The sequence below is a fragment of the Sorangium sp. So ce204 genome (assembly GCF_051526795.1).
GTDB lineage: Bacteria > Myxococcota_A > Polyangia > Polyangiales > Polyangiaceae > Sorangium > Sorangium cellulosum_B.
Genome location: NZ_CP150317.1, coordinates 13347583 through 13368798, shown reverse-complemented (window position 1 = coordinate 13368798; position 21216 = coordinate 13347583). Strand labels below are relative to the sequence as shown.

Annotated in this window: 17 protein-coding genes; 5 read left to right on the top strand and 12 right to left on the bottom strand. The window is 71.8% G+C overall.

The features are described from left to right. The first annotated feature begins 41 nt into the window (after nucleotides 1–41). Together WMF22_RS50740 and WMF22_RS50735 are read left to right on the top strand one after the other, a co-directional pair. Nucleotides 42–647, top strand: a complete 606-nt coding sequence (locus tag WMF22_RS50740; RefSeq protein ID WP_438034423.1) for a hypothetical protein — start codon at nucleotides 42–44, stop codon at nucleotides 645–647. Between the two features lie 8 nt (nucleotides 648–655). Continuing rightward, nucleotides 656–1657 (top strand): MBL fold metallo-hydrolase, encoded by a 1002-nt coding sequence (locus WMF22_RS50735; protein ID WP_438034422.1) that lies wholly within the window; start codon nucleotides 656–658, stop codon nucleotides 1655–1657. A gap of 6 nt (nucleotides 1658–1663) precedes the next feature. Here WMF22_RS50735 and mobA read toward each other — a convergent pair whose 3' ends face one another. The 4 genes from mobA to WMF22_RS50715 form a co-directional block, all read right to left on the bottom strand. Beyond that, entirely contained in the window at nucleotides 1664–2323 is a 660-nt protein-coding gene (mobA, locus tag WMF22_RS50730) for a molybdenum cofactor guanylyltransferase (RefSeq protein ID WP_437301699.1), read from the bottom strand. Nucleotides 2324–2414: 91 nt separating this feature from the next. Continuing rightward, nucleotides 2415–3155, bottom strand: a complete 741-nt coding sequence (locus tag WMF22_RS50725) for an acetolactate decarboxylase (protein ID WP_437297041.1) — start codon at nucleotides 3153–3155, stop codon at nucleotides 2415–2417. Between the two features lie 31 nt (nucleotides 3156–3186). Further along, complete coding sequence (locus WMF22_RS50720) at nucleotides 3187–3636, bottom strand: MarR family winged helix-turn-helix transcriptional regulator (protein ID WP_438034421.1); 450 nt, start codon at nucleotides 3634–3636, stop codon at nucleotides 3187–3189. 131 nt (nucleotides 3637–3767) lie between these two features. Next, nucleotides 3768–5654, bottom strand: coding sequence for an FAD-binding oxidoreductase (locus WMF22_RS50715; protein ID WP_437297039.1), 1887 nt, complete (start codon nucleotides 5652–5654; stop codon nucleotides 3768–3770). 232 nt (nucleotides 5655–5886) lie between these two features. Here WMF22_RS50715 and WMF22_RS50710 point away from each other — a divergent pair, with 232 nt between their 5' ends. After that, nucleotides 5887–7197 carry a CapA family protein gene (locus WMF22_RS50710; protein WP_438034420.1) on the top strand — a complete coding sequence of 437 codons (1311 nt, stop codon included), beginning with the start codon at nucleotides 5887–5889 and terminating at the stop codon, nucleotides 7195–7197. Between the two features lie 208 nt (nucleotides 7198–7405). On the opposite strand, the gene WMF22_RS50705 is transcribed toward WMF22_RS50710, so the two are convergent. Beyond that, the gene (locus WMF22_RS50705; protein ID WP_438034419.1) at nucleotides 7406–8566 is read right to left on the bottom strand and encodes a glycoside hydrolase family 11 protein; all 1161 of its coding nucleotides are present in this window, start codon (nucleotides 8564–8566) and stop codon (nucleotides 7406–7408) included. On the opposite strand from WMF22_RS50705, the gene WMF22_RS50700 reads away from it, so the two are divergent. Continuing rightward, on the top strand, nucleotides 8556–8819 hold the full coding sequence (locus WMF22_RS50700) for a hypothetical protein (RefSeq protein WP_438034418.1): 264 nt from the start codon (nucleotides 8556–8558) through the stop codon (nucleotides 8817–8819). The two genes, WMF22_RS50705 and WMF22_RS50700, sit on opposite strands and share 11 nt — an antisense overlap. A gap of 278 nt (nucleotides 8820–9097) precedes the next feature. On the opposite strand, the gene WMF22_RS50695 is transcribed toward WMF22_RS50700, so the two are convergent. The 5 genes from WMF22_RS50695 to WMF22_RS50675 form a co-directional block, all read right to left on the bottom strand. Further along, the gene (locus WMF22_RS50695) at nucleotides 9098–9406 is read right to left on the bottom strand and encodes a hypothetical protein (RefSeq protein WP_437297035.1); all 309 of its coding nucleotides are present in this window, start codon (nucleotides 9404–9406) and stop codon (nucleotides 9098–9100) included. 73 nt (nucleotides 9407–9479) lie between these two features. After that, nucleotides 9480–10322, bottom strand: a complete 843-nt coding sequence (locus WMF22_RS50690; protein WP_438034417.1) for a hypothetical protein — start codon at nucleotides 10320–10322, stop codon at nucleotides 9480–9482. A gap of 60 nt (nucleotides 10323–10382) precedes the next feature. Next, nucleotides 10383–12230, bottom strand: a complete 1848-nt coding sequence (locus WMF22_RS50685; RefSeq protein ID WP_438034416.1) for a vWA domain-containing protein — start codon at nucleotides 12228–12230, stop codon at nucleotides 10383–10385. 306 nt (nucleotides 12231–12536) lie between these two features. Beyond that, nucleotides 12537–13505 carry a type II secretion system protein GspC gene (gspC, locus tag WMF22_RS50680; RefSeq protein WP_437297032.1) on the bottom strand — a complete coding sequence of 323 codons (969 nt, stop codon included), beginning with the start codon at nucleotides 13503–13505 and terminating at the stop codon, nucleotides 12537–12539. A 404-nt stretch (nucleotides 13506–13909) separates the two neighbouring features. Beyond that, the gene (locus tag WMF22_RS50675) at nucleotides 13910–15469 is read right to left on the bottom strand and encodes a BNR repeat-containing protein (protein ID WP_438034415.1); all 1560 of its coding nucleotides are present in this window, start codon (nucleotides 15467–15469) and stop codon (nucleotides 13910–13912) included. A gap of 327 nt (nucleotides 15470–15796) precedes the next feature. Here WMF22_RS50675 and WMF22_RS50670 point away from each other — a divergent pair, with 327 nt between their 5' ends. Beyond that, nucleotides 15797–18358 carry a TonB-dependent receptor domain-containing protein gene (locus tag WMF22_RS50670; RefSeq protein WP_438034414.1) on the top strand — a complete coding sequence of 854 codons (2562 nt, stop codon included), beginning with the start codon at nucleotides 15797–15799 and terminating at the stop codon, nucleotides 18356–18358. A 73-nt stretch (nucleotides 18359–18431) separates the two neighbouring features. Here WMF22_RS50670 and WMF22_RS50665 read toward each other — a convergent pair whose 3' ends face one another. Then, nucleotides 18432–19463 carry a sialate O-acetylesterase gene (locus WMF22_RS50665; RefSeq protein WP_438034413.1) on the bottom strand — a complete coding sequence of 344 codons (1032 nt, stop codon included), beginning with the start codon at nucleotides 19461–19463 and terminating at the stop codon, nucleotides 18432–18434. A gap of 495 nt (nucleotides 19464–19958) precedes the next feature. Then, nucleotides 19959–21203, bottom strand: coding sequence for a molybdopterin molybdotransferase MoeA (locus tag WMF22_RS50660; RefSeq protein WP_438034412.1), 1245 nt, complete (start codon nucleotides 21201–21203; stop codon nucleotides 19959–19961). Between the last annotated feature and the right edge of the window lie 13 nt (nucleotides 21204–21216).

Sequence of the window (21216 nt, the reverse complement as noted above, 5' to 3'; positions counted from 1 at the left end):
TCGCGCGACGCCGCGCTCGTGCGCTGGCCGCTTGCGCCGCCGTGGTCGGCTGGCTGCTCTGGCCGCTCGCCGCGGGCGCATCGCCGCTCGCCGTGGGCGCGTCGCCGCTCGCCGTGGGCGCATCGCCCGAGGCGCCGCGGCAGGCGGCGCCGGCGACCGCCGCCACGGAGCCCGACATCCGCCCCACGCTGGCGTGGCTCCTCGTCCAGCTCGTGCCGAGCCCCGAGCTGTGGCTCGAACCGGGCGGGGCGCGCTTCGGGTTCCGCTGGCAGGTGACGCCGCTGCTCTACTCGTTCGGCATCAACCGCAAGCTCTCGCCGTGGCGCGCCTTCATCGCGGAGCCGCTCACGCGTCACGCCGGCTCGATCGAGCTCTTCGGCTCGCCCGGGTACGTCGCCCGTCCGGGCGCGTTCGCCGATCGCTGGGTGATCCGGGGCGGGGTCCGCGCCTATTTCCCGCTCCTCGACAGCGGCGACTACCTGTCCTGCTCGCTCGGCGGGTCCGCGCTCTTTGCTCGAGGGCAGGTGGCGGCCTCGTACGAGGCGGGGGTCTACACCCTGTTCGGCGCCCTGGGCGCGCAGGTGGCGGCGACGCCGACGGCCGCCTTGCGATCGACCACGATCACGCTCAGCATCCGCTACTTCTGACGCCGCGCATGGCCACGCGCTCCTCCTCGTCGCAAGCTCGCCTGTCCGCCGCGGCGCTCCTCGCGCTCGCGGGCCTGTCGTGCGGCGTGCCCGCGCGCATCCTGGAGAGCAACGTGGCGAGGCTGTTCGCGAGCCCGCTGCCCGTGCCGGACAAGGTGCGCGCGCCGTACCGCCCCGAGGCGAGGCTCGCCGCGCTCTGGGTCGGGCACGCGACCGTGCTCGTGCAGATCGACGACCGATGGATCCTGACCGACCCCGTCTTCACGTCGACGGTGGGCCTCATGGTGAAGCGGCTCGTCGAGCCGGGGCTCGCCCCGGAGGACCTGCCGCCCATCGACGCCGTGCTGATCTCGCACATGCACCTCGACCACCTCTCGCTCGGGTCGCTGTCCCTGATCGAGCCGAAGGTCCGCGCGCTGCTCGTGCCTCGGGGCGGGCTCGTCTACGTGCCCAACCATCGCTTCGCCTCGTTCGAGGTCCCGACCTGGACGACATGGCGGCAGGGAGATCTCAAGATCACGGCCGTCCCGGTGCTGCACTCCGGCTATCGCTACGGGCTGGACCGGGACTGGATGGCGGAGAGCTTCACGGGGTATGTCGTCGAGTACCATGGAATCACGGTCTACTTCGGCGGCGACACAGCCTACGACCGCGATGGCTTCGTGAAGACGCGCGGGCGATTCCCCTCGATCGATCTGGCCCTCTTGCCGATCGCGCCGGTGGGGCCGCGCGAGTTCATGGAGAGCAAGCACGTCGATCCGGCGGAGGCGGTGCAGGCCTTCCTCGACCTCGGGGCGCGGCGGATGATGGCTATCCATTTCGACACGTTCATCAACAGCACCGATACGTTCGGAGAGGCGCCCCGCGAGCTCCGGCGCGTCATGGCCGCGCGCGGCCTGGGGCCGGATCGCGTGATCCTGCCCAGGCACGGAGAGCAGCGGATCCTCATCACGAGGGGCGAGCCCGGGGGCGCGGCGGCGACGAGCGCGCCGGCGCCGCGCGGCGACTAGGCCGGGTCAGTCGAGCTCGCGCAGCGCCGCCGCGTAGTCCTCGGGCGTGTTCAGGTTGCGCAGCGATCGCAGCGCCGGATCCGCGGCGCGGAGCCGCGGATCCGCGAGCAGGAGCTCCGGCTCCGCGACGAGGGTGCGCGCCCGCTCGAACAGGGTGGAGAGCCGCAGCCTGCCCTCGGCGAGCAAGGCCGCCACCTCGCCGCGCACGGAGCACGCGTACACCGCGGCGAGCGGGTGATGGTGCCCCTCTGCCCGCGGCACCGCGATGGCGTGGCCGCCCGCCTGGAGATCCGCGAGGCGCCGCACGAAGGCGGGGTGCAGGAAGGGCGCGTCGGTCGAGGCGACGTAGGCCCGCTCGGCGAGCGGCGCGATCGCATCGAGCCCGGCCGCGATGCCCTGAAGCGGCCCGCGGCCCTCCACCGGATCGCGCACGAGCAGCACCCCCTCCGGCAGCGGCGGCAGCTCCTGCCCCGGCGCCGCGACCACCACGAGCGGCGAGGCCGCCTCGCCGAGGCGCCGCACCACCCGCTGGAGCAGCGCCTCGCCCTCGAACGGCAGCCATGCCTTGGGGCGCCCCATCCGGCGGCTCTGTCCGCCGCACAGCACGACGCCCGCGAGGCCGGCCACGCGGCCCGCCCCGCCGCCGTCCTCCGAGGGCGCCGTCATGAGCTGCACCGCCGTCCTGCATACCACCCCTGCCCGGAACATGCGCCGCGGCGCGCGCCGAGCGCCGCCGCCGGTGCGCTCGTGCCAAGCCTCAAGGAGCCGGCAGGAGGACCCGCGCGCCGCGGGCGAGCGTCACGCCGTCCACGTGGCCCATCAGCGGTCGCTCCGGCAGGACGACGTGAAAGTGCGTGTTCGACCCCATGTGCGTGAAGACGCCGTGGTGGCGCTTCGAGAAGAAGCCCACCAGCACCCCCTCGGCGGCGGGGAGCGCTCCGTTCACCGACGCCCGCACATGGTCCGCGTGACCGCCGCCGGGGGCGAGCTTTCTCCCGTCGATGACGTGCCAGCGGAGATCGCGGAAGCCGCCGCGCACCTGGACCGGGACAGCGCCCTCCGTGTCGAGCCCGCGCTCCCGCAGCAAGGCCTCGATGCGCGCGTCGATCTGCCCGTCAGGCACGTCGGCGTCGAGCGTCGCCTCCTGCCAGCGCGCGACGTTCGCCACGACGAAGAGCGTCGCCTCCTCGTCCGCCCCGGCGGGGCGCACGTCGAGGGTCCCGTCGTCGCGCGCATAGGAGGTCCAGATCGCGTCGTCGACGACCGTCACCTCCCCGCGCAGCGCGCTGAGCGCCCCGATCCCGAACGCGCGCGGGCCCGGCACCACATCACCGATGCGCACGGCGGGCCCCGTCTGCCCCTCGTGCATGATGGCGCGCAGCGCGCCGAACGAGCGGACCTGCACCGCCGCCGGCGCGCCCGGCGCGGGTCCCGCGGCGGTCTCGCTGGAACCCGCTGCGGTCTCGCTGGAAGGCGTGCAGGAGGCGATCGGGGACATCAGGAGAGCTCCGAGGAGCCCGAGAAGAACGCTAGGGAGAGTCGCTCGCATCGCTCGCATGGGGTTGCTCCTCTGTCGCGCGGGTCACGCGCGAGAGCGCGCGATTCAGGACGTGCAGCGCGCGCACCACGGCGGCGCGCTCCTCGCAGGGGATGGCGTCCACGATCGACTGGAACCGCAGCAGGCTTTGCCCCTCGAGTCGCCCCGCCATGCGGCGCCCGGTCGAGGTGAGCCGCAGGCGGCGGACCCGCCCGTCTTCCTCGCTGACGTCCTGCTCCACCCGGCCATCCTCGCGAAGGCGCTGTATCAGCCGGGTGACATTGCTCTTGTCGATGCCGAGCGCCCGCCGCAGGTCGCTCTGGGAGAGCTGCTCTCCCGCCCGCTCGGCGTCCGCCAGGACCGTCAGGGCGTGGGCCTCGCGCGGCGCCACCCGGACGCCGCACGGCGTGCGCTCCTCGTCCAGGAGACCGAAACCGCGCACGAAGGCGCGGACCTCCGAGCGGAGCTCTCTCGTGGTCACCCGTCGAGGAGACCACGGATGGTTGCGATGCGCAACCAATTTGGCACCGGGGCAGCAGCGCCGCGCCCCGCCGGCGGCCGCGCCGCCCAGGGTCAAGGCGAGGGCGCTCGCCCCTGCTCTTCCGCGCTCGAGAGCGCGACCTCGCCGAGCACGCCGTGGTTCGCCGCGCCGAACAGGTTGTCCGGATCGACGGCCTGCTTCACCTGCTGCATGAAGGCGCGCGCGCCGTCCGAGTAGATGTCCTTCACGAAATCCTGCCGGATCTTGCCGATCCCGTGGTGGTGAGACAGCGACCCTCCGGCGGCGAGGATCTCCTCTCGCGCGGCGTGCTCCATCTCGGCGTAATGGCGCACGGGGTCGTCGACGCCCTTGGCGTAGAAGCCGAGATAGAAATAGATGCAGACCCCCGTGGGGTAGACCTGGGTGATACGCCCCGTGAAGAACGGCTTGCCCGGCAGGCGCCGCTGCTCGTGCTCGCGCAGGATGCGCTGGCGCACCCGGTCGTAGAGCTCGAGCGCCCGGCTCCACGGGACGCTCGTCTCGAAGCTCTCCGCGATCGCCCAGTGCTCGAACGTGAGATCGCGGATGTACGCGATGCCGAAGGTGAGCTGATAGCCGCGCTCGCCGTTCGCCGCGCCCGCCTTCATCCCTCCGTGCTGCGCCGCGATGCGGTAGAGCGTCTTCTCCTGGAAGTCGACCTCCTCCTTCGTCCCCTCGAACACGAGGGTGGCGACGGCGAGCTGGTGCGGATCGAAGCCCTTGATCCGGGTCACCACGAGCTTCTCCGCCTGGCTCTTCACCCGGGCGAGCAGCCCGGACTTCTTCGGCTTGAGCGCCTGACCGAAATGGAACTGCGTGTTGTCCATGACACGCACGCTCGCGGGCAGCGCGCCGGCGGCCTGCAGGTCGTAGAGGAAAGCGAGCCCGCGCCCGAGGTCGGGGAAGATGACGCTGCCGTAGCGCTGGACCTCGGGCAGGGGGAACAGCTTGACGACAGCGCTGGTGACGATTCCATAGTTGCCCTCGCTGCCGAACATGCAGTTCTTCGGGTTGGCGCCGACGCTCTCGCGCGGGGCCACGTGCGGCCGCTCGACCACGCCGCGCGCGGTCACGACCTGCATGTCGAGGACGAGATCCTCGATGTTGCCATACCGGTTCTTCTTCATCCCGCTCGCGTTCGTCGCGATCCACCCCCCGAGCGTCGAGAACTCGAGGCTGTCGGGCTCGTGCCCCATGGTGAGCCCGTGCTTCTCGAGCTCCGCGACGATGTGCCGCCCGGTCGCGCCCGCCTCGATGCAGGCCATGCGGTTCACGGGATCGAGCCAGAGGATCCTGTTCATGCGCCGCATGTCGACGGCGATCACCGTCCGCTCCTCGTGGATCGACAGGCGCAGGGCGTCCGTGACGTTGGTGCCGCCGCCGAACGGGACGAGGCACGCGCCGTGTTGCTTGGCGACCTCGGTGAGGCGCACGACGTCGTCGTGCGACGCGGGGAACACGACGAGATCCGGGACGCGCTCGAGGCGCTCGTAGCGGATCGCCCAGATCTCGGCGCCGGTGTGGCCGTGGCCGCGCCGGAGGCGCACGAGCGGGTCCTGCGAGATCTGATCGTCCGAAAGGAAGCCGCGGAGCGCGGCGACGAGCTCGCTCGCGACCCTGGCGTCGGGGATCTTGGGCGGGTAGTGCGGCTCGTTGCGGTTCTCGTAGGAGAGCGGCGCGGCGAGCGTGGCCGACATCCACGGGAGCAGCGACGGCAGCTCGACGTTGCTGATGCTGTACCGCGTGCCGGTCAGCACGACGCTGCCGCTCGGCTTGACGACGAACCGGGTGTCGGCGAAGCCCCAGCCGTCCTTGCGCTCCTCGTCGCGCGCCTCGTCGCGCGCCGCGGGGCCCGGCACGATGCGCGTGCTCGCCGGCGTCGCGCCGCGCGAGGAGACCAGCGTCGAGCCCGAGGGAGTCTCACGTCTTCGATTCACCATGGAGATAAGGCCTTCCAAGCAACCCGCGCACGAGCGCGCGTCCAATCCCGAGTAGATCGCGCTGGAGCGGGCCGGACGTCCATCGAGAGAGCGCGGCCGCCGATCGACGCCGCGGCTCTTCTGGGCCTGCTCAACGCGCGGCGATGGTGGCACGAACGTCGGCGGGCGTACCACCGGATACTTGGGCGCGGCCGCGGGCCCGTGGATAATGCGCGCCGAGACGCCGCTCGAGATGCGCCCTGCCCCTTTCTTCCTCGCGATGTGCGCAGCCGCCGCGCAGATCGGCTGTGAGCAGCCCGCCAACGTGGGTGCCGGGCTCGCGCCTCCGCCCGCCGTCGCGCCGGCCGTGCCGCGCGACGTCGCGGAAGCGACCCGGGGAGCCCGCGCCGCGCCGGCTGCCGCCACCGCCGCGCCGGCCGCCACCGCCGCGCCGGCCGCCACCGCCGCACCGGCCGCCGCGGCCACCGCCGCGCCGGCAGACGCCACCGCCGCGCCGGCCGACGCGATCACGCTCCTCGCCGGCGGCGACGTCTGCCTCGGCAAGGCGCTCGGCCAGGAGCTGCTCCGCGATCCGGCGTACGATCCGTTCGCCTCCGTCGCGGCGCTGTTCGCGTCCGCCGACGTGCGCTTCGTCAACCTCGAGAACCAGCTCAGCGACCAGGGCGGCGAGACCCAGCACCCGCGCCAGCCGCTCGTGTTCACGGGCCCGCCGGCCGGCGCGGACGCGCTCGCGCGCGCCGGCATCGGCGTTGTGTCGCTCGCGAACAACCACATGTGGGACTACGGCAAGGGCGCGTTCCTCGAGACGCTCGGCCACCTGGAGCGCGCGGGCGTCGCCTACGTGGGCGCCGGCCGGACGCGGCTCCAGGCGTACGCGCCGGCCATCATCGAGCACCGCGGCTTCCGCGTGGCGCTGCTCGCCGTGACCGGCATCTGGAACCAGGGCTCGCTCTGGCAGCACCCGGCGCGGGAGTTCGTCGCCGCCGCGGAGCGGGACGGGCTCGCCGCCGCGGTGCGCGCCGCGCGCAAGCAGCCCGGCGTGGACGCTGTCGTCGTGAGCTACCACGGCGGCACCGAGTACCTGGACACCCCGCTGCCCCAGGCGCGCGCGCTCGCCGGCGCCGCCATCGACGCGGGCGCCGACGCCTTCCTCGGCCACCACCCGCACGTGCTCCAGGGCATCGAGCTCCGCCGCGGCCGGCCCATCTTCTACAGCCTCGGCAACTTCATCATGAAGGTGAAGAGGACCGGCCCCGCGGTCGAGCTCGCGATGATCGCGCGCCTGCGCCTGCGGCGGGGCGCGCCGCCCCTCGCCGAGATCTGCCCGGTGCGCAGCGAGGGCCTCGGGACCGTCCCGCTCGCGGCCGACCCGCGGCGGGCCGAGACCGAGGCGGCGTTCGCCGAGCGGATGCGCCGCGTCTCGGCGTTCGTCAAGGGCGAGCCGGCGATCGGCCCCTTCGCCGCCGACGGCTGCGCGCCGCTCGAGCCCGCCGCGGAGGCGGCCCCCGCCTCGCCGCCGAGGGTCGCCGGCCCGATCCGCTGAGCGACGCTTCGCGGCCTCGCGACGGGCACGCGCGCGAATCGCTCGGCACCGCCGGCCGGCGCCGGCGGCTGGGCGGAGGCCGCCCGCGAAGCGGGTCGGAGCGAAGCGGAGAGCCTCGATGGCGTCGAGCACGGCGCCATCGAGGCATTCGGCGGGCGTTCGCGCCGTACGCCCACGAAACGTTCAGGAGCGCCACATTTTCTTTGGATCAGGGCGTCGCGTTCCAGACGCGACCCGATGCAGTTCCATTGCTACCGGGGTTGAACACCTCGACGGCCAGGACCTGATAGGTGGGATCGTCGCTCGCATCCAGGTTGTTCATGTTCGGGAGAGTCCAGCCGTTGTCGGACCATGCCTTCACGTGATCGGCGAAGATGATCTTGTGGTCCTGTCCGAGGGCCTGCGCCCGAGCGGGCTTGCTCCAGTACTGGTAGAAAGTGGAGCGACCATTGATGGAGGGCTGCTGATTCCGCGTCGAGCGGTACGTGGAATACTCGACCCCATCGCTCGTGAAGGTCTTGCCAGGGGTAGCACCCGCGCTGGGATCATAGCTCCATCGCTGCAGGATGTAATACTCCACCAGGTGTGCCGCGTTCGAGGTGGGCATGCTCTTGTCGTACCCCCAGCCGTACAGAGCGATGTAGCTCGCGCCGCTGTCGTTGTTGAGGCGGTAGCCGATCACCCTCTTCTCATCTCCGTAATGCCACCCTGGACCACCGACATAGTTATAGCCGCCGCCCTGCCAGGTCACGCTGAACTCGCCGTTCGGGTCCACGGTCATCGATGTCGAGCCGCCATCCTTCCAGTGAGTGAAGAAGAAATCACCGACGTGCCCCGTCGCGTGATTCGAATTGATCACAGTCTTCTCAGTGTATTTCTGAGTGTAGGCTGAGTACTTGGAGAAATCGGGGAGGGGCGTGACCGCTGTATCCAGCTCTCCATCATTGGAGAAAATAGCAAACCCTGCGATGGTGGGGTTATCTACACCCTTGATCAGCTCAATGGTGACGCTACCGTCATTCACCGCGACATCCGCGAAGGTCTCCGTGTGGCCCACGTCATGGCCAACTTCGGCATAGATATCCAGATCGCTGATAACGGAGTTACCTTCGATCGCAACGTCAAAGCTGCGCGCTCCAGCGCTGGTTTTATTGATCTCCGCGAAATGCAACTTCACGGTGTAGTTGCCGTTGGCGGTGACCGGAATTTCATACTTGAATGAGCCATACCGCTCTGTTTGATAAAGCTGCCCACCGACAACAGAGTCTTGCGTGCTGTTGGCCGTACCACCGCTAGCGTATTTGTCCGCCTGGTACTCCACGCCGTCGACCGTCGCGCTCGAAGTACCACCGGAGTTGATGGCGACCACCAATGCGAGATCGCCACCAGACGAGCTGGAGCTGCTCGAAGACGAGCTGGCGCTGCTCGACGATGAGCTGGAGTTGCTCGAAGACGAGCTGGAGCTGCTCGACGATGAGCTGGAGCTGCTCGAAGACGAGCTGGAGGAGGAAGAGCTGCTAGAAGACGATGAGCTGCTCGAGGGCCCTGTGGGATTGGTATCATCGCCGCAGCCAGCCAGCGCGACTGACGCGAACGCCAGTAGGGACCAACGAGAGAACTGATTCTGCTTTGACTTTGTCATAGGTGTTTCCAATGTTTCCCGAAGATGCGCACGAAGCGACTCGCCTGTCATGGACTCTCTGTCGCGCGTTGAGACCAGGGGGACAACGACATTCGAAGCTGATCACACAGGATCACGTAGCGTCATTCGCAGAGTCCGATATCTCGTCCGGACACCCATGCTCTCTATGGAAGATTACGTGGTCCTTCGACTGAATTTATACGCCATGGATCGGCCGCGACACAACGCCATTTTGCACGGTATCCTTGCTCGCATTTCTCACCCGACGTTGACACAGAGGGGGCGGAAAATGCCAACAGGATTGAGCCAGGCCGGACCAGAATCCGATGCGTGGATCGCGCAGAGAGGCGCGTTCCGGCTCCAGCCAACGGTCATGCGACTCAACAGGTCGAGGACGACGTACAGGCAGTAGAAGACCCCAGGCAGCGGCCCGCGCAGCTCGGGGATGTCCCACGTCCAGATCGGGTTGGGGGCCGTGGCGGTGAGCGTCGGCTTGGCGTGCTTCATCGGCGCACGCTGGGCGCGCCGCTCGCCGCTCTCGCCGGAGGCGGCGAGCGGCCGGTACATCGCGCGGAGGGAGGCGAGATGGACGCCGCGCGACAGCCGCGTCGCGCAGACCTCCGGCGGGGGCTGGTCGACCTCAGGCCCCCCCGCGCCGCGCGCCGTCCACCTCGTCGACCGCCTCGAGCGCGCTCTCGATCTCGCGGACGAGCTCGTCGGCCGCCTGCTGCTCCCTGTCGGCGCGCGCCTCCACGGCCGACGCGTCGAGGCGCAGCTCCACCCGCCGCAGCACCTCCGCGACCCGCTGGCCCTCCGTCGAGGCGGCGTCCACACGCCGCCGCTTCAGCGCGCCCAGCGCGGCCTCCACGGCCGGCACGAGCGGCGCGGCCACGACCGGGTCAGCGGCCCCCAGCTTGGCCCGGGTGCGCTTCGCAAGATCGAGCAGGCGGCCGCGCGGCGATCGGGCGCGCCGGCGCTGCAGGACCCACCCGATCGACGCGAGCACGGAGGCGCCGAGCAGCACGGCCGCGCCCTGCACGTAAGGAACGGCCGCGGGCGCGACGGGCGGGAGCACGGCGTCCGGCACCTCGACCGTGATGCCCCCGTGAAGGCAGCTGCCCAGCTCCTGCGCCGTCTTTAGCCGCGAGCGCGCGAGCGGCAGGAGCCGGAGCGGGAGGCACGGGGCTTCCACGCCCGCGAGCGCGCACGCGGGGGCCGGATCCCCGGTCGCGATGGCGTGGACCTCGTGGGTCGCGGGGTCGCGGCTCGTCATGTGAAAGCCGCCCTGCTCGAGGTCGACGAGCCCGCCGCTGTCGACCGACGCGCCGCCCGGCGCGCCCGCGGGCCAGGTCGTCGTCGCCGCGTCGATGACCGAGGCGTCGGTCGAGCAGACCAGCTTGCCGCGGAGGACGATCTCGCCGCCCGGCGCGACGTCGACGTGCTGCGCCGCCACATCGCGCCGGAGTGTGAATGTCTGGGTCATGTCCGCCCCTCGGCTCCGCCGGTGGATCGCCCCTGCGCCATCGTGCCCCGAGCCCCGCCCTCAGTGAAGGTGCGTCCGCGAGGCCGTCTCGAGCAGCATCGCCAGGACGAGCGGATCCCCCAGGCCGCCCGCGGCCCCCGCGTGGCCGCGGAGGCGCGCGAGGCGGGCCGCGTCCTTCAGGAAGAGCGGCTCCCCGAGCGCCTCGGCCGCGGCATGCAGGATCCCCTCCCGCTCGGAGAGCAGCGCGGCGGCGCGGGCGCGATCGCCGAGCGCGATCTGGCGGGCGGCCTCGGCCAGCGTCTCGCCGGCGGCGAAGCCCTGGATCGTGCGGGCGACCGACGGGTCGACGCTCGCCGCGCTGTCCGCGTCGCCGGTCGCGTACGCGACCCGGAGCGGCGCCTCGTCCACGACGTTCTTCTTGGCGACGCGGTCCTTGTACTTGAGCTCGATCGCCGCGATGGCCCGCGTGTCCGCGCCCGCCGGCAGGCCCAGCTTGAAGAGCATCGCGTGGCTGTCGTCGCGCGAGAACGCCGGGATGAAGAACCGCATCCCGCCCTCGGCGTCGTCCTGCCGGTCCCGCTCGATGCCGTCGCGCCGCGCGGACTGCGCGTCCGCCGCGACCTCGATCGTGCGCACGCGCGCCGCCTCCACGTCGTTCAGCCGGCGCGACCCGTAGACCTGGAGCAGCTTCACGTCCGGCTTCAGCCGCACCCGCAGCTCGACCGCCGTCGCGACCGGATCGAGCCGCCTGTCGAGCTCCGTCGCGAGGGCCGGGGCGATCTGATCCGGATCGCGCAGGTAGTAGTACCCGCCCGCGCCGTCGCTCGCGATGGCGCTCATCAGCGCGCCGTCGTAGTCGGCGCCGAGCCCGAACGTGCTCGTCTGGACGCCGCCCTGGAAGGCGTCGAGCGCGAGGCGCGAGAGCCGCTCCGAGCTCGTGATCCCGGAGTTCGCGCGCCCGTCGGAGAGCAGCAGCACGACCTTCACCGCGCCCTCAGGGATGCCCGGCCGGGCGGCCTGCGCGTAGCCGAGCGCGAGGCCCTGGCCGATGTTGGTGCCGCCGCCCTCGCGGATGCCGTCGATCGTGGCCTTGATCGCCGCCCGCCGCGGCCCGACGGGTCCATCGGCGATCCTGACGTCGGCGCCGCTCGAGAAGGTGACGAGGGAGAAGTCGTCGTTCGCGTCGAGCTTGTCGACGAGCGCCCGCGCCGCGTCGCGCGCCCGCGCCATGGGCTCGCCCTGCATGGAGCCGCTCACGTCGAGCACGAGGTGCACCGACAGGTGCGGCCGCGCCGCGGGCGCCTGCGCCGTCGAGCGGAGCGCGACGCGCACGTGCACCGGGCCGCCGCCGGGCGGGACCCGCGTGCGCTCGAGGTCCGTGCGCAGGGCGAGCGCCGAGCCCTTCGGGGCGTCGATCGAGGGGGCGTAGCGGGCGCCGACGTCGCTGACGAGCTCGCGCCCGTCGGGCGGGACGATGCCGCGCGCGACAGCGGACTCGAACGCGGCGAGGTGGCCGCCGCCGGGGCGGTACGTGGTGGCGAAGCGGCCGTTCGGGTCGAGGCCCGCGGCCTCGGGCGCCGCGGCGCGGACCGCGCCCTCGCCCGGCGCCGCGGTGGCCGCCGGGGCGGGGGACACCACGCCGCCGGCGCCTGCGCGCCCCTTCATGCCCGCCATGTCGCGCCTGGGCGCACGCGTCAGCTGGAGGGGCTCAGCGGCCGACGCCACGGCCTCGCGCTTCGCCTCGGCGGCGTTCCCCAGCGGCATCGACGGCGGGGACGCCTCCGACGACGCCTCCGACACCGCGGGGGCTTCCTTCGTGCTGCACGCGATCCCCGCCCCCGAGAGCCCCAGCGCGAGCGCGCCGCCGAGGAGCGCTCGCTTCACCCACACGATTCCGAGTTCGTTCATGGTCTTCCCCTCCCGCGGACAGAGCGGGTGCTCGGTCTGACGGGTGAGCGCCGCATCTGTTCTGTCGCTCCGCTCCGGAGCGACGGCGCCGGCCGCCGCCGGCCGCTCCAGCCGGAGAGACAGCGGCGATCGTACATTGTTCGGCAGGGGTCGCCCATGCGCCGGCGGAAGGCCTCCGCGTCGGCCGCCCGGTCGCCACCGCCGGCCACCGCCGGCCACCACCGCCGGCGGGTGCGACAAGGCCAGGGGGCGCCCGGCCCCGCTCCCGCGCGGAGCGCGGCGACCGGCCGGGCCTGCCTCATCGCCTCAGCGGATGTTGACCCTGAGCCGCGTCGGGCGGCCGTCGCGCTCGACGACGACGGAAAGACTCTTGTCGGAGCGCATGCGCGAGTAGGCCAGCATGGCCTTCTGTGGGTCGGTCAGGTCGATGCCGTTGACCGACCGCACGATATCGCCGCTCTGCACCCCGAACGACTCGAGCACCGAGCCAGGTTTGACCATCATCTTCAGCCCGATCACCTTGTTGTCCCGCATCTCCGGCACCGCCGCCGAGGTCTGCGTCACGAGCTCGGGCTGCGCGAAGATCTTCTCGGCGGCCGAGCGGTCGATGTCGATCTCCGTGTCGCTCACCCGCTGCATCCGCGAGGCGATCTCGGGCGGGACATCGCTCCTGCTGCTCGGGCGGTACGTCGCGCGGGGCGGAGCCGGCGCCGCCGCCTGCGGCTCGGGCTCCTTCTTGCCGCCCTCTCCGCCCTTCTTGCCGAGCTGCATCTGGCAGCGCGCGCCCCCCGAGGTCGAGGTCATCCACACCCGATCCCAGGCGATGTCCTCGACCTTGCGGCCGCCGATCTCTCCGCCTCGCCGCCCGAGCGCCGTGTGTCCGCCGTCGCTCTCGACGGCGGCGAACGACCATTCGGGGTCCTCGGACATGGCGATCAGCACGACGCGGCCCGTATCGCAGGGTGGAGCGAGGTAGGGGTCGAGCTGCGAGAGGTCCGCCGGGCCGGCGGGCGCGGCGCTCGGCGGGGGTACGAGCGGCCCTGTCGTCGAGTCGAACGGATTGCGCTCCAGGATCGGCGCAGCGCTCGGCGGGGGATCGTCGGAGGGCGGCACGTCGACCGGATCCATGACGAGGGGGGCGGAGGCCTCGCCGTCCCGCGTGATCTGGTGAGCGATGAGCTGAGATACCCCGGAGGCCTGAAAATACGCGGAGACCGCGACCATTCCTCCCAGGATGAATGCGAATCGGCGCTTGACGAACGCGTCCGGGTTCATGAGTAACGCTCCTCCTGGCCGGAGCGCGCCGGGGCTCGCTGCGCGAGTGTCCCTTGCCGCCGCGGCGTTCGCGGCAGTGCACGCCCTCGCCACCGGCGAGACAGCGCCTCGGGGCGAGCACCGAGCGTGCCTGCGCGAGAGCGAGCGCGACGCGCGTCCCCATGGCGCAGGGACTGCCGCTCTGACTGGACCGCTCAGCGCCGGTCGCGGCTCGTCCGATACGGACGCGGAGCGCGCCCCGCGGGCATCACGCGCGTCGCCCGGCGGAACAACCGGAAGATCCGTCGATCAGGGGAGATCTGGCGGGCAACGGGGACGGCGCGGCGAGCGAGCCCGCGCGCTCGCGCTGGGGAACGGGGCCGTGAAGGGCGCGCTCGGAGACCGAGGAGCGCCGTTCGCGCGGCTCAGCGGAGCGTGTACTCCAGGCCCCAGATGTCCACGGAGCTCCGCTGTGGGTAGTACACGGTGAGCTCGTCCGAGGTCTCGAGCCGGGCGGCGTCGATCAGAGGATCGGAGAAGAACCGGCCCGAGTCGGCGGCGTCGAGGAGCGTCCAGGTCGCGTAACCGTCGCTCGGGGAGGCGCCGGCGATGCGGAGATCGGGGAGGATCGCATAGGCGTTCTCGGTGGAGGAGATCGCGAGCTTGCCCCGGAAGTTCTGGACCACCCTCAGGCCGATGCCGTGGCGCGACCACGTCCCGTCGGTGTCGCGGAGATAATGGAAGAACTCGCTGCGCGTCCGGGCGTTCGTGAAGTTCGAATTGTCGGCCTCGGCGTCGGGGAGGTGCGAGAGCAGCACATGGACGCGGCCGCTCGCGTCGACCGTCATGTGTTCCTGGTTGATGAGCCCTCGGTTCTGGCCGAGGGGCCACACGGACAGGCCCTCCGTGCGCAGCGTGACGAAGGAAGCGCCGGTCGTCGCGACCGTGGCGCCTGCGTTGTTCTTCCAGGTGCGCCCGTGATCGTCGCTGTAGACGTACAGGAGATCGTGGTTGGTCGTCGCGTCGGGCGTGTCCCGCCAGCACCACGCCGCGTGCAGGCGCGAGCCGCCGCGCGTGTACGACAGGCCGTGCAGGTAGGCGTTCATGCTGGCGTCGGTGCCCTCGATGTACTCGCCGAGCGCGGTCCAGGCGTGCGTCGTGGCGTCGTACTCCCACAGGTGCTCATCGCCGCTGCCGCTCTCGCCGATCCGGGCGCTCAGGAGCATCCTGCCCCCGCCGGGCTCGGTGACGAACCGCGGGTACGTCACGAGGGACACGCGGGTCGATCCGACGAGCGCGCTCGAGACGGCGCCGAAGCTCGAGGCGGCCCAGGCCGCGCCCTCCGGGTCCGTCAGGAGACCCGTGACCGAGCGGCGGTAGTGCAGGTTGCTGCCGTGATGATCGAACGCGAGGTGCAGCGTGCCGTCGCCCGGCGCGATCCCGAGAGAGATCGTGTTGTGGGCGTCGTCGGCGCTCAGCCGGTAATCCTTGAAGTCGAACTTCTCCCAGGCGCCTGCCGCTCCGCCGGCGCTCGCCGGCAGCCGCCGTCGCGCGAGGACGACGTTGCGGTTGGTGTTCCAGAAGGCGGTGTACTGGAAGCCGCCGAACGACACGATCGCGTCCTGCTGGAACGACTCGCCGTTCAGGTAGCCGCCGTAGGACACCACGGTGAGCCCCGACTCCGCGAGCTTTCCCTCGCCGAGCTTGACGATCCCCGGCGCGACGGGCTCCGCCCCTCCGCCGCCGGTGGTCGTGCTGCTGACGGTCGTGCTGCCGATCGTCGCGCCGCTGGTCGTCGTGCCGCCCCCCGCGCCGGTGGCCTCGGAGGTCGTCGCGACCGCGCCGCCGCCGCCCGGGTCCGCGCCGCCTGAGCCTGACGAGGTCGACGACCCGGGCGTCGAGGGGCGCTCGCCATCGCCGCAGCTCGTCAGCCATGCGACCGGCGCAAGGACGGGCAGGATGCAGAAGATAAGTCGGAGGGTCATGCGTTTGCCCGAGGATACTGCCGTGCCGCGGCGGTACCAAGCGAGGCAAGCGGTGGTCGTTGAAGGATTCGCGGCAGATAGCTCTCCAGCAATCGCATTGCGCTATCATCACCCACCGACCAGAGCGCTCCGAAGAGGGCGCTCCACAGGGAGACCTGGCAGCGCGGCGTGGTGTTCGAGCCGGTGAGGGGGAAGTGAGCGCTCGTTCGGCGTAGATCATGGCTGGAGCCGGCGGTCGACCTCCGGGACACCTCGATCCGACGAGAGCGATCCGATCGACCGGTTCCCCGGGAAGCCCGTCAGGACGCCGGCACGAGTGCCGCTCACATGAACAATTCCACCGTTTCGACCCCCTGGCTGCCACGCTCTGCGGCGCATCGCCCCGCGCTGGTCCTCGCTGAGCAACCCCTCCGCGGCGCGGCGATGCGCTTCCTCCGGCGCTCCACGGCAGCCGCAGCGCTGCTCGCGAGCGCGCTCGCGCCGTGCCTCGCCGCCGCCGCGCCCGACACGCCGCTGCCGCATGCAAAGCCGCCTGCGGAGCCGTCCGGCGATGCGCCGCCGGCGGCGCCGCCCCCCGATGCGCCGCCGGCGAAGCCGTCCGGCGATGCGCCGCCCCCCGATGCGCCGCCCCCCGATGCGCCGCCGGCGGCGCTCGTCCCACCAGCGCCGCTCACGCCGCTCGGCGCCGACTACCCTGCTGGAGCACACGGCGACGCGACGGTCCGCCTCGTCCTCACGGTCAACGCGGACGGGACCGTCCGCTCCGCGGTCGCCGAGGATGGCGTGGAGCCGTTCGCATCGGCCGCCGTGGCCGCCGCGACGTCGTTCCGCTTTGCGCCGGCCACCAGGAGCGGCGCGCCGGTCGCCGCCAGGATCCGCGTCGAGGTCCGCTTCACCGAAGCCGCATCACCCGCGCCGCCCGACGCCTCCGCAGCCGCGCCGCCCGGCGCCTCCGTGCCCGCGCCGGAGCGCCCGGCCACGGCTGCCGGGCCGGCGCCGAGCGCGCCGCGCCCGATCGAGGTCACCGTGCGCGGCGAGCAGCCGGCGCCCGGCGTCTCCAGCTTGAGCCGCGGCGAGGTCAGGATCATCCCTGGCGCGTTCGGCGACCCCTTCCGCGCCCTCGAGGTGCTCCCCGGGGTGACCCCCATCGTCTCGGGGCTGCCGTTCTTCTACGTTCGCGGCTCACCGCCGGGCAACGTCGGCTATTTCCTCGATGGCATCCGCGTCCCCTACCTCTATCACCTCGGGCTCGGGCCCTCCGTTGTCCATCCCGGCATCGTCGAGCGCGTCGACCTCTACCCTGGCGGCTACCCCGCGCGTCACGGTCGGTACGCCGGCGGCATCGTCGCGGGCGAGACGACGCCGCCGCTCCCGTACTGGCACGGTGAGGGCATGCTGCGGCTCGTCGACGTGGGCGGGCTCGTCGAGGGCCCCTTCGCCGGAAACCGAGGGGCCGTGCTCGTGGGCGGCCGCTACTCGTACACGGCGTTGCTCCTCTCGCTCGCCGCCCCCGAGGTCGCGCTCGATTACTGGGATTACCAGGCCCGGCTGTCCTACGAGGTCGCCCCGGAAGGCCGGTTGAGCCTCTTCGCGTTCGGCGCCCACGACTTCCTCGGGAGCGAGGAAGACGGCGAGCAGACGACGCTCTTCGACACGACATTTCACCGGCTCGATCTCCGGTACGACCAGGCCTATGGCCAGGGCAGCGCGCTGCGCGGCGCGCTGACGCTCGGCCACGACGAGACGGGGATCGGGGACGGCCAGAAAGCGCTGACGCGCAGCCTCGGCGCGCGCCTCTCGCTCGCTCACCGGCTGCGCGACGAGACGATGATCCGCGCCGGCATCGACGCCGTGATCGACGACAACGAGCTCGATCTCGGGACCGGCCCCGACGACCCTCCGGGCGACGCCGCGCCGGACGACGACAACGACGTCCCCATCGACGATCTCCTCTTGAGCCGCGTCGACCTCACGGTGGGCGGCTACATCGAGTCGGACATCGCGATCACCCCGCGCCTGCGCATCACCCCCGGGCTCCGGCTCGATCTCTACCACTCGGACGGCACGGTCGCGCTCGCCGTCGATCCGCGGATCTCGGCCCGGCTCTCGCTCGGGCGCGGGGTGACGTTCGTGCAGGCGCACGGCGTCGCCTCCCAGCTGCCGAGCTTCGTCGTCCCGATCCCCGGCTTCCGCCCGCGCCTCGAGGACGGCCTCCAGCGGAGCTTCCAGTCGAGCGCCGGCGTCGAGCTCGCGCTGCCGGAGGACATCACGGCCACGGTCTCGGTGTTCCACAACGCGTTCTTCAACATGACCGACGCGCTCGGCTCGCTGGGCCTCGAGTCGGCCGAGGACGCCTTCACGCTCCGCGCGCTCGGCGCCGCGACCGGCGTGGAGCTGTCGGCCCACCGGCGGCTCACGCGGCGCGTCGGCGGGTTCGCGTCGTACACGCTGTCGCGCTCCACGCGGAGCATCGGCCGAAGCCAGCGAGTGAGCTCGTTCGACAGGACCCACGTGGCGAACGTCGCGCTGACCTACGACTTCGGCCGCGGGTACAGGGCTGGCGGGCGCTTCGTGTTCTACTCGGGGCTCCCCCAGAGGATCGGCGGCGCGACGCTCCCGCCGATCAGCGGCGTCCCCGGAGGCTCCGGATCCCTCGCCGGCGGAGCGCCGCGGTGGGAGCGGCTGCCGCCGTTCTTCCGCCTCGATGTCCGCCTGGAGAAGCGCTGGTCGATCGGGAAGTCGGGCTGGCTGGCGGTCGTCCTCGACGTGCTCAACACCACGTTATCGAAGGAGACCATGCCGGGGATGTGTGATGCGTTCTCGCCGTGCAAGCCGACGACGTTCGGGCCTGTCACCGTCCCGAACTTCGGCCTGGAGGGCGGGTTCTGACGCCCCGGCGGCGCGGCGCCCCAGGCTGGCGGCGGCCCGCGCCCGCTCCGGCGGGAGGAGAGGATGCCTCAGGTCACCACTTCAAGGCTTCGATCATCTTCTCACCATAACGCGTGCCCATGAGGACGACGGACGCATGATCGAAGTGGTACTGATCCATGACCTTGGTCCCATCCTGAGAGACCCAGTATCCATCAGGCAGCATGTCGGCCGCCTGGCGCACGAGGTTGTTATGCGAGCTGCAACATCCGCCCGCAGGCAGCTCCCCGAGGATGAAGGGAACGTCGTAGTCGACGCCCCAGGCTGCCTTCATCTCGTTATAGAGCTGAACGACCTTGCCGGGCCATGAGCTCTGGCCGGTGTCGGTCTCACCCTGGTGGAAGATGATGCCCGCGAAGCGCGCATTCTCGGCCGTCTTCGCCTTGGCGATCTTGTTCAAGATCGTCTGGTGATGTGAGCCACCTGAGATGAACGTGTTGATCGACTCACCGCTCTCAGCGGTACCGATCAACCCGATCGTATCCCCCTCACGCAGCTTTCCGAGCAGGGTCTTGCCGAACCAGATGCCTGGGTCGACCGACGTCGACAGGTTGATTCGCGATTCACCAGGGCAATCGCTGAGCGGCGGATTGGCCAAGTTCCACTGTCCGGCCGGCTGGTTGCACCCGCCGAGGACCTTGAGCCGCTGGTCGGTGTTCTGGTCACTGGCCTGCTTGGCCGCGACGCCAGCCATGTTCGACTGGCCCATGAGCATGAAGATGTGAAACGTCGGACGTGAGTTCGGCGCGCCGCCGGTGCCTGCCCCGCTGCTGTCCGATCCGGTCCCCGCGGTCGTGCTGCTCGTGGCGCCGCCCCCGGTCCCCGCGGTCGTGCTGCTCGCGGCGCCGCCCCCGGTCCCCGCGGTCGTGCTGCCCGCGGCGCCGCCCCCGATCCCCGCGGTCGTGCTGCTCGTGGCGCCGCCTCCGGTCCCCGGACCGGCCCCTCCGGTGTTGTCGGTATCACCGGTCGCGCCGGGCGAAGAGGACTCGCCACAACCCGACGCAGCGAGCATGGCGAGCAATGGGAGGAGCAGGAATCTGGCAGTGCCTCGGAGTGTGCGGTTCATCTGGGTCATGGTCATTACCTCGTCGCGCCCGGTCGCGATCAGAACACAAGAGCGGAATTGGGGGGCCGGCCGTGCGATGCCGACAGGACGAACGTCGCCCGCAAAGAGCTCAGCGCCGAGGCCTAACCTATCGCATCTTGGGTGCCTGGCATCCAGGATTCGGCCCGAGATGGCGCGCGGAGGAGACCGCTGTCGATGGATTCTTTCATCATCGGCGGTGTTCGCTCTCCCTGCCCCTCGAGCGCGGACGGGCCCTCTCGAAACGAAGCGGTTTCATGGTCCCGGATCTCGGAAATTCGAAACGGACGCGCCGCGCTGGCAACGCAGGTGACTCATCACGAGGCAACCGCGTTGCCTCCGCGCTTCACCGCGATCGCTGGGAGGGCCGCCAAGCGCTCATCGATGCCGTTCGGACCACGCTCGGCATCCTGGTGAAGCACGCCAGCTCGACTTGTACACGGCTCCACCCGGCGGCAGACCTCGCCGCCCCTCGCCTCACGCGTCGTAGAGCAGCACCTCGACCTCGGCGCCCTCGCCTATCACCGCTTCCTCGGCCTGCACGATGACCACGCCGTCCGCGCGCGTCGTCGACGACAGGATGGACGCGCCGCTCGTCGCGATCGGAAACACCCGATCTCCCTCGACACGCACCCTCACGTAATCGACGCGCCCGGGCTGGGAGGCGATCTCGCGCGCCACCACGCACCGCCGCCGCCGGTGCGGCCACGCGCGCGGCAGGCCGCCGAGGGCGCGGATCGACGGGCCGGCGAAGAACTCGTAGGCGCAGAGGCACGACACCGGGTTGCCCGGCAGCAGGAACACCGCCCGCCCCCCGGGCAAGAAGCCGAACCCGGCGGGCTTCGCCGGGCGCATCGCGACGCCGTGGACCACCACCTCGCCCAGCTCCGCGAGCACGAGCGGCGCATGGTCCTCCGAGCCGACCGACGACCCGCCGGAGACGAGCACCACGTCCCCGCCAGCGGCCTCGAGGGCGCTGCGCACCGCCTCGCGCCGGTCGGGGACGTACGCGACGGCGATGTCCTCCGCGCCGTCACGGCGCGCGAGCGCCGAGAGCACAAGGCTGTTCGTGTCGACGATGCACGCCCCGCTCGGCGCGCTCCCCGGCGGCAGGAGCTCGTCGCCCGTGATCAGGATCCGCACCGACGGCCTGCGCACCACGCGCACCTCGGCGACCCCGGTCGAGGCGAGCACGCCGACGTCCTGCGGGCGCAGCCGGCGCCCCGCCGGCACGACCTCCGCGCCCTCCAGCACGTCCTCGCCGATCGCCGCGACGTGCTTGCCGGACGGCACCGGCTCGCGCGCCCGCACGACCGCCGCCCCGTCGCGGCCCGCGCCCTCCTCCGCGCGCTCCGCCACCAGCACCGCGTCCGCCCCCTCCGGCACCGGCGCGCCGGTCGTGATCCGCACGGCCTCGCCCCTTCGGATCGCGCCCGCGTGCGGGCGCCCGGGGAACGACGCGCCCACGAGCGCGAGCTCCACCGGCGCGAGAGCAGCCGCGCCGGCGGTCGCCTCGCCGAGCAACGCATAGCCGTCCATCGCCGCGCGGACGAAGTGCGGCACGCTGATCCGCGCGCGCACGGGCTCCGCCGCCACCCGCCCGACCGCCCCGGCGATCGGGACCAGCTCGTCACCGAGCCGCTGGATCCGCCGCTCCAGGACCTCGAGCGCGCGCGCGACCGCCGTGTGCTCGCGAAAACCCCGCATCCGGACGTCGCGCATCGGCTCTCCGTGG

Bases quoted from the DNA above. Each gene is read 5' to 3' on its own strand.
- WMF22_RS50735 (WP_438034422.1), top strand. From the start codon at position 656: ATGGCCACGCGCTCCTCCTCGTCGCAAGCTCGCCTGTCCGCCGCGGCG.
- mobA (WP_437301699.1), bottom strand. From the start codon at position 2,323: ATGACGGCGCCCTCGGAGGACGGCGGCGGGGCGGGCCGCGTGGCCGGC.
- WMF22_RS50725 (WP_437297041.1), bottom strand. From the start codon at position 3,155: ATGTCCCCGATCGCCTCCTGCACGCCTTCCAGCGAGACCGCAGCGGGT.
- WMF22_RS50715 (WP_437297039.1), bottom strand. From the start codon at position 5,654: ATGGTGAATCGAAGACGTGAGACTCCCTCGGGCTCGACGCTGGTCTCC.
- WMF22_RS50710 (WP_438034420.1), top strand. From the start codon at position 5,887: ATGCGCCCTGCCCCTTTCTTCCTCGCGATGTGCGCAGCCGCCGCGCAG.
- WMF22_RS50700 (WP_438034418.1), top strand. From the start codon at position 8,556: ATGGCGACCACCAATGCGAGATCGCCACCAGACGAGCTGGAGCTGCTC.
- WMF22_RS50695 (WP_437297035.1), bottom strand. From the start codon at position 9,406: ATGTACCGGCCGCTCGCCGCCTCCGGCGAGAGCGGCGAGCGGCGCGCC.
- WMF22_RS50690 (WP_438034417.1), bottom strand. From the start codon at position 10,322: ATGACCCAGACATTCACACTCCGGCGCGATGTGGCGGCGCAGCACGTC.
- WMF22_RS50685 (WP_438034416.1), bottom strand. From the start codon at position 12,230: ATGAACGAACTCGGAATCGTGTGGGTGAAGCGAGCGCTCCTCGGCGGC.
- gspC (WP_437297032.1), bottom strand. From the start codon at position 13,505: ATGAACCCGGACGCGTTCGTCAAGCGCCGATTCGCATTCATCCTGGGA.
- WMF22_RS50675 (WP_438034415.1), bottom strand. From the start codon at position 15,469: ATGACCCTCCGACTTATCTTCTGCATCCTGCCCGTCCTTGCGCCGGTC.
- WMF22_RS50670 (WP_438034414.1), top strand. From the start codon at position 15,797: ATGAACAATTCCACCGTTTCGACCCCCTGGCTGCCACGCTCTGCGGCG.
- WMF22_RS50665 (WP_438034413.1), bottom strand. From the start codon at position 19,463: ATGAACCGCACACTCCGAGGCACTGCCAGATTCCTGCTCCTCCCATTG.
- WMF22_RS50660 (WP_438034412.1), bottom strand. From the start codon at position 21,203: ATGCGCGACGTCCGGATGCGGGGTTTTCGCGAGCACACGGCGGTCGCG.